The organism is Gordonibacter pamelaeae 7-10-1-b (assembly GCF_000210055.1).
In the GTDB taxonomy this organism is placed as follows: Bacteria; Actinomycetota; Coriobacteriia; order Coriobacteriales; family Eggerthellaceae; genus Gordonibacter; species Gordonibacter pamelaeae.
In genome coordinates, this window is sequence record NC_021021.1 from 977,416 (window position 1) to 985,228 (window position 7,813).

Sequence of the window (7,813 nt, forward strand, 5' to 3'; positions counted from 1 at the left end):
CGCCAGCGCCGCGCGTCCGAAGCGGCCGCACGCCGGCTCCCAACGCGCGGCACGCAGGCCCACGAGCGCAAGGACCGGGCCGCCCACCAACGCGTTCAGCCACAGGTTCAGCGGCACGTACACCGTGTACCACGATACGATGGTCTCGGCGTTGTAGGCGAAGGCCACGGACGTGACGAACACGATGCCCGCCGCCATGGCCAGCACCATCCAGGGGCGCTGCAGGCCGACGCGCGGGCGCTCCGCGAACGAGTAGAGCCAGTACACCCCCGCCAGCGCAAGGAACACCACGGCGCAGAACACCTCAGTGGAAAGCGGGCTGCGGCCCACGCCCAGGAACACGTAGAGGGCGTTCGCCGGATTGCCCAGGTGGGTGGCCGAGGCCACGAGCCCCACCATGGCAGTGACGAGCGGAATGCTTAGGAACTGGTTGATGCGCCGCCGCGCGTCGGCAGCCAGGTCCGCGCGCAGAAGCGGCAGGCCCATGAGGATGAACGCGACGACGCCCGACGGCGCGAGCGTCGTGAACAGGACGAGCGTGATCTCGCCCAGCGCCGTGCCCATCCCCGACAGCATGAGCCCCTCCTAGCGGTAGAACCGCGGGTAGGCCACGTCGAGGGCGCGCTCGGACTGGATGCCCTCGAGGCTCGCCTTCGCCAGGCGGGCAAGGCCCTCGTAGAACGGCTGCTTTGCAGCCTCGGCCAGCTCGTCCAGGAAGTGCGACGACCACGGCAGCAGGTGCAGGCGCAGGTAGTCGTCCAGGTCGGCGGGCTGGTTGCGGGCGATCCACGCCATGAGCACGAGCATGAGGCCGATGTGGTCCTCGGGGGTCTTATCGTCCACGAGCCGCGCGATGCCCTGGGCGCGCATCCAAGCGCGCAGGGCGAGCGTGCTCTCGCCGAACACGACGCACTCGCGGTCGGTGTACACCGATCCCCACGGCGGCGCCGGCTTCGGCGCCGGGCCGACGAACAGGCGGCGGTACTCCCACACCAGGTCGTCGTCCTCGATGCCGTGCGCAAGGCCCTCCTTCATGAGCGCCAGACAGGCGCGCGCCTCGGCCTCGCCCGCGAACGGCCACTCCGCAGCGGCCGCGTCCACGTCGAGCGCCGCCAACGCCTGGAACGCCGCCCCGGCCTCGCCCGTCTTCGGGTCCTGAAGGAAGAACGGCCCCAGCGTCTCGCCCACGAAGGCGATGCCCTCGAGCACGTCCGAGCCGTCCTGCATGTTCTCGTCCATAGTTCGTCCCCTCCGTCGAAACCAGCAAGGTACGCCACATTGTAGCGTACCTTGCCTCCGTCAAAGTTTTCGTTTCAGAACCGTGCGCGCGTACCCTCCCGGCAAGCCGGTCGAAGGGGGAGCGCGTGCTCTCCCTGCAAGCTGGTCGAAGGGGGAGCGCGTACCCTCCCTGCAAGCCGGTCGGGGGGGGGCGTACCCTTCCTGCAAGCCGGTCGGCGACGCGCGTATCGGGAGAGCCGTCCGGCGCATTCGGCAACTTGCGAGGTTGACCGGATGCGCCGGGGCGGCAGCCCCGGCGCGCAAGCACCCGGCCGGCTGGTAAGGAAGGGAGCGCTCCCTTCCTTACCAGCAAGGTGGTGCGCTAGAAGCTCAGGCCCACCGAGAGCTGCACGGCGTAGAACACGAGGCGGGCGACGAAGATGCCGATCACGGCCATGACCGCGCCGAAGCCGGCCATTGCCACCGGGCTCTTGCCCAGGAGCGCCGCCACGGTGCCCGCCGCCGCCAGCACGAGGCTGGCCACGGCCACCGCAAGGTAGATGGTGACGTCGGCCACGAGGTCGGCGCCGGACACGAGGGCATTCTCCATGCCGCCCACGCCCATGACCTGGACGCAGAACCCGCCGATGGCAAGCACCGCGCCGGCTGCGGCCACCACGATGCCGGCCGTCTTGAACGAGCCCTTGAGCGCGTCAGGCAGCGCCCCCGCCAGGCCCAGCACCAGCGTGCCCAGCGGCATACCGCCCAGCAGGGCGAAGCCCAGCAGCTGCACCACCACGAGCGGCGAGTTCCACGAGGCGATGGTCTCCATCATGTAGGCCATGCCGGTGAAGCAGGCGAACACGGCGGCGGCCACGGCCACCACGGCCACGAGGCCCTTGCGCGCAGCGCCGGAGAGCTTGCCGGCCAGCGCCAGGATCACGTACACCAGGGCCAGCACCACGAACAGCGAGCCCACGAGGATCTCGTTCGACAGCGGCGAGGAGCCGATGCCGGCGAACACGCCGGCCGCGTGCAGCGGCGAGGCCAGGTGGAAGAACGAGGCGGCGAAGCCCACGAGCACCACGACGAGCGGGATGAGCGTCATGCGGTCGATCTTCTTCACCTGGTCGTCGGTGAACGTCGTGGTGAAGAAGGCCAGCGCGAGCGCGATGAAGGCGCCGGCGCCCATCGGGGCCAGGGTCGTGAACAGCGCCAGAGGCAGTTCGGCGAATGCGGCCTCCATGCTACATCACCTCCAGGGGGTTGACGACCTTGCCGTCGGCGCTGCCGGCAGGCTTGGCATCCGCGGAAGGCTTGATGAACAGGTTCGGGTTCGTGTAGTGCGGCTCGGGCAGCGGCGCGATGTTGCCGCGCTCGCCTACCTTGGACATCTCCTCAACCGTGCCGAAGTCGAGCGCGCGGGCCGGGCAGGCCTCCACGCACACCGGCTTCTCGCCGGCCGCCACGCGCTCGGCGCAGCCGTCGCACTTCACGGAGTGGCCCTTGGAGCGGTCCACCTTCGGCGCGTTGTACGGGCAGGCCATGTGGCAGTAGCCGCAGCCCACGCACTTGTCGGCGTCAACGGACACGAGGCCCGTCTCCGCATCCTTGTGCATGGCGCCCGTGGGGCACACCTTCGTGCACGCCGGGTCGTCGCAGTGGTTGCACGACAGCGACAGCGGGTAGCTCGTGCACGTGGAGGTGAAGCAGCCGTTGGCGTCCCTCACCGTCTCGCCGCTCGTCACCTCGTACACTTTGCGGTACGCGACGCCCAGGTCAAGATCCTTGTAATCCTTGCAGGCCATCTCGCAGGTCTTGCAACCGGTGCAGCGAGTGCCGTCGAAAGAAAATGCGTAATGCGTCATGATCTATCCTCTCCTTTCCTCGCCGCTATGCCTTCACGACTTCGCAGATGTTCGTGTGCTGCGGGTTGCCCTTCGACAGGGGCGAGGGACGCTGGGTCGTGAGCGTGTTGATGCTGCCGCCCTTGTCCACGCGGTCGCCCGCCATGTCGGCGTCGTGCCACGCGCCCTGGGAAACCGCCACCGTGCCGGGAACCACGCGGGGCGTGACCTTGGCCAACAGCTCGATCTCGCCGAACTCGTTCTTCACGCGCACCGTATCGCCCTGCTCGATGCCGCGGGGCTCCGCGTCCACCGGGTTGATCCAGGCTTCCTGCGGGTTGACCTCCTTGAGCTCGGGCATGAAGCCCCACGAGCTATGGATGCGGCCGCGGTAGTGGAAGCCGGACAGCGCGAGCGGGTACTCGTCGGTCGTGTTCTCCACGCCGTACCACTCGGGCAGGTACACGGGGATCGGGGGCATGGTGTCCAAGCCGGGCAGCGTGTCGTCGGCCTCGAGCTCCCAGCCCTCGGTGAATTCGAGCAGCTTCTCGGAGAATATCTCGATCTTGCCGGACGGCGTGTCCAGCTTGTTCGCCACCGGGTCGTCGCGGAACTTCTTCATGGACACCACCGGCGCGTGCTCCTCGATGTACACGCCCATCTCCACGGCCTCATCCCAGGTGGGAAGCTTCGGGCTCTTCTCGCGCGCCTTCTCGTACTGCTCCTTGATGCGCTCTTCCTCGGTCTTGCCCTCGGTGAACTCGTCGGCCACGCCGAACTTCTCGGCCATGAGCGTGGCCATCTCGTAGGCGGTCTTGCGCTCGAACTTGGGCGACGTGCAGGCCGTGCCCGTGATCATGTAGCCCGTGTCGGAGCCAGTGGAGATCTGCGAGGTCTGCTCGAAGCGGAACAGGTCGGGCAGGATGACGTCGGAGTACTTCAGCGAGTCGCACATGACCGTGTCGATGCCCAGGATGAACTCGCACTTGCTCTCGTCGGCCAGGACGTCGTGCGCCTTGTTGATGTCGGAGTGCTGGTTGGTCAGGCAGTTGCCGGCGTAGTTGATCATGTACTTGATGTTCACCTTGAGCGCGTCGGCGTTCTTCACGCCGGCGTTCTTCGCCGTCATCTCGGTGCCATGGTCGATGGCATCGGTGAACAGGAAGCACGGGATGGAGGTCTTCACCGGGTTCTTGCCGGCGTCCATGGACACGCTCGCCGGGCTCGTGCGGTCCTCGCGGGTGCCGTTGTTCGTGCCAGGCAGGCCGATCTGGCCCACCAGGCAGGGCAGCGCCATGATGGCCCAGGCCGTCCACTCGCCGTTGCTGCGGCGCTGCGGGCCCCAGCCCTGGTTCACGTAGAGGGGCTTCGTCGTGCCGATCTCCTCGGCCAGCTCCTCGATGCGCTCGGCCGGAATGCCGGTGATCTTGGCAGCCCACTCGGGCGTCTTCTCCACCTTGTCGTAGCCCTCGCCCATGATGTAGGAGTAGTAGGACAGGTTCTTGCCCTTATAGGCCTCGGGCATGGTCTCCTCGTCGTAACCCTGGCAGTACGTGTGCAGGAAGTCCAGGTCCACCAGGTCGTTCTTGATAAGGTAGTGGGCGATGCCGGCCACGAGCGCCGCATCGGTGCCCGGGTTGATGGGCAGCCACTGCTCGGAATGGCCCGAGATGGAGTCGTTCATGCGGTAGTCGATCATGTAGATCTTCGCGCCCGTGCGCTCGCGCAGGTGCACCCAGTCGTAGTGCGTGGTCAGGCCGCCCTGGCGCGTCTCGGTGGGGCTGGAGCCGAAGATGAGCACGAGCTTGGCGTCCTCCGCCGTCTTGAACGAGCTGCCGCCGTTGCCCTTGGAGCCGTACATGTAGGGCGTGATGCAGGAGATCTGCGCCGTGGAGTAGCTGTTGTAGAAGTTCAGGTAGCCGCCCACGAGGTTCAGGAAGCGGTTGAACGGACGCGACGTGGTGGCCGACACGCCGGTGGCGTAGGGCACGTACACGGCCTCGTTGCCGTACTTGTCGATGACCTCCTTGAGCTTCGTGGCTGCAAGGTCGATGGCCTCGTCCCAGCTGATCTGCTCGTACTTGCCCTCGCCGCGCTTCCCCACGCGCTTCATGGGGTAGTTGATGCGGTCGGGGCTGGCAAGCCAGCGACGATAGCTGCGGCCGCGCAGGCAGGCGCGCGGCTGCGGGTCGTCGAAGCCCGCGTCCTTGCTCGTGTAGGTATCCACCCACACCACTTCGTCATCCTGCACGTGGAACTTCAGGCTGCAGCGGCCCGGGCAGTTGATGGCGCAGTGGCCCCACGTGACGGTCTCCTCGGCGGCGGCATGCGCTTGCGGCACGCCCGCCCCGAAGAGCGTGTTCGTGGCGGCCACGCTGCCGCCCACGGCTGCCAGCGCACCGAGCGCACCGGTCGTCTTCATGAACGTACGGCGGCTCAGACTCGGCATGATGTCTGACATGACACTCCCCCTTCGGTAGTCCTCGATGCGTCCCGCGCCTCCCGCGCCGGACGCCTTGCCGGTCCGCCTTTCGGGTTCCCCCCAAGACGGAAACGGCTCCATAACGGGGCCTACCATACCCTTATCGGAGAAAACGCGTGTCACATAAAATGTGGGAACTTTGAGTATTCGCAGGTCAACTGCCTGCATGTGAGGGTGTATGTGACAGCGCTCCCCGCCGCCGCCCCAACCGTCAGCGCAGGGCGCTCAACAGTGCCGGCGGCGCCGTGAGCACCAGGCTGGGGTACGTGGCGTCCGCGGGAGGCAGCGGCGGGATGCTCGCCAGCTCGCCATAGGCGGCGCGGAGGTCGCGCATCTCGCCGAAATGGAGCGCGTCCTCGGGACAGGCTTCCACGCAAGCGGGCTGCTTGCCCGCCTCTATGACGGCGGCGCAGGCATCGCAGATGACGGCCACGCCATGGCGCGGGTCGATCTTCACCACACCGTAGGGGCACGCCCGGGCGCAGTCCCCGCACCCGGTGCAGAGGGCGGTCACCACGCTCATAAGGCCGGTACCCGGCTGCTTGCGCAACGCCTCCTCCGTGCAAGCAGCCATGCAGGCAGGGCGGGCGCAGTGCAGGCAGCTTACCGAGATGAAGTACGCAAACAAGATGAGCGAGCAGGTGCCGTCGGGCGCCTCCTCCCAAACGCCGCCTTCGTAGGAGGTCACGGTGCGGCAGGATAGCTCGTCCGGCACGCGGCACTGCGCACAGCAGGCGTCGACGCAGGCGCGGCATCCGACGCAGCGCACGGCGTCGACGTGAAATCCATAGGGCACGTTGTTCCTTTCATCATCCCCTCCGCTCCACAACCCATCACGTCATGGTATCGGGCACCGCTTCTGCAACGGTGCCGATCACCAGAGCATTCAACGAACCGTGGGCACCCCGTTGCCCCGGCGTAACGCGTGCCCCGGCCCTGCGGCAGGCACGGGCGAGCCCAATCGGCTATACTGCACTCCTGTCTCTCGTCGCATGTCCGATAAAACCCGGGGGAGCCCTTTGCAGCCAGCAGCCGTCATCCGCATACTGAAGCCGAACGTCACGTCGCTCGGCTACGCGCTGTTCCTGGCCATCAATGCCGCCGGCGTATGGGGAGGCGTGTTTCCGTTCCTGCCCTTGGAGTTCCAGACGCCCGAGATCGTGTTCTGGTTCTTCCTGGCGCAATCGCTCGTGTTCTCGGCAAGCTACTTCGCCAGCGCCTTCGGCGTGTACTTCCTGCCCGGGCCCACGCGGCGCTTCATGGTCATGCTGGCCGCCGCGCCTTACTTCCTTGGCTGGTGTTGCCTCATTGCGGCCATCTACCTGGACGCCTGGGCCCTTCCGCTCGTGGTGGTAGGCGGCGGCCTGCTGGGACTGGGTTCGGCCGGGTTCTTCATGCTGTGGCAGCGGCTGTTCGCCAGCTTCGATGCCGACCACGGCAACCGCGACCTCATCGTGGGCACGGCCTATGCGGCCGTCATGTACTTCGCGCTGTACCTCATACCGCAGGCGGTGACGGCCTACCTCATACCGCTTGTGTTCCTGCCGCTGTTCGGCCTGGCCATTGTTTTGAAAAGCCGCGAGATCGACCGCGACCAGCCCATGTTCGAGGACGTGCCGCGCGACCACCCGCACGTGTACCGCACCGTGGTGCGCGACTACTGGCGCAGCGCGTTCTGCGTGGGAGCGCTCGGGTTCTGCACGGGCATCATGCGCTCGTTGGCCATCGGCGAACCGCAGGTGGGAGCGCTGGTGAACGTGCTGTCCATGGCCGGCTCGCTCGTGGCGGCGGTCACGGTGCTGGTGCTGTGGCAGTTCAAGAACCTGCGCATGAACGTGGTGGGCGCCTACCGCGTGGTGTTCCCGTTCGTCATCACGTCGTTTCTGCTGCTGCCGTTCCTCATGGTGGCGTATGCGCAGTGGCTCGCGGCCATCCTGTACGCCGTGTACAGCGTGGCCATCGTGCTCATGATGATACAGTGCGCGCAGGCATCGCGCGACCGCGGCATCAACCCCGTGTTCGTGTACGGGTTCTTCGGCGGCGTGGTGTACGCGCTGCACGACGTGGGGTTCATCGGCGGGTCGTTCGCCGAGCAGATCTCCGTCACCGGCATCGAGCCGGTGGCCGTGGTGGCGCTGGTGGCCGTGTACCTGCTGGGGCTCATGTACTTCGTGGGACAGGGCGGGTTCCGCCGGATATTCGCACGCGGCAGCGACGCGGAGAGCATCGAGCTGGTGGCGCTGCGACCCGCCGGCGAGGCGGCGCG

Annotated in this window: 7 protein-coding genes; 1 reads left to right on the forward strand and 6 read right to left on the reverse strand. The window is 67.1% G+C overall.

The window, feature by feature from the left end; genetic code table 11:
* From GPA_RS04605 to GPA_RS04630, 6 genes are all read right to left on the reverse strand, one after another.
* The coding region (locus GPA_RS04605; RefSeq protein WP_167536600.1) for a dimethyl sulfoxide reductase anchor subunit family protein at positions 1 to 576 on the reverse strand (576 nt) is incomplete at its 3' end.
* 9 nt (positions 577 to 585) lie between these two features.
* Positions 586 to 1,239: a Tat proofreading chaperone DmsD gene (dmsD, locus tag GPA_RS04610; protein ID WP_015539090.1), complete on the reverse strand. Its 654-nt coding sequence runs from the start codon at positions 1,237 to 1,239 to the stop codon at positions 586 to 588.
* Positions 1,240 to 1,600: 361 nt separating this feature from the next.
* Complete coding sequence (locus GPA_RS16680) at positions 1,601 to 2,464, reverse strand: dimethyl sulfoxide reductase anchor subunit family protein (RefSeq protein ID WP_015539091.1); 864 nt, start codon at positions 2,462 to 2,464, stop codon at positions 1,601 to 1,603.
* Between the two features lies 1 nt (position 2,465).
* Entirely contained in the window at positions 2,466 to 3,086 is a 621-nt protein-coding gene (locus GPA_RS04620; RefSeq protein WP_015539092.1) for a 4Fe-4S dicluster domain-containing protein, read from the reverse strand.
* A gap of 25 nt (positions 3,087 to 3,111) precedes the next feature.
* Entirely contained in the window at positions 3,112 to 5,526 is a 2,415-nt protein-coding gene (locus tag GPA_RS04625; RefSeq protein ID WP_015539093.1) for a DMSO/selenate family reductase complex A subunit, read from the reverse strand.
* Positions 5,527 to 5,758: 232 nt separating this feature from the next.
* Positions 5,759 to 6,343 (reverse strand): 4Fe-4S dicluster domain-containing protein, encoded by a 585-nt coding sequence (locus GPA_RS04630; RefSeq protein ID WP_041239097.1) that lies wholly within the window; start codon positions 6,341 to 6,343, stop codon positions 5,759 to 5,761.
* 223 nt (positions 6,344 to 6,566) lie between these two features.
* Here GPA_RS04630 and GPA_RS04635 point away from each other — a divergent pair.
* A partial coding sequence (locus GPA_RS04635; RefSeq protein ID WP_156791128.1) for a LuxR family transcriptional regulator occupies positions 6,567 to 7,813 on the forward strand: 1,247 nt, incomplete at its 3' end.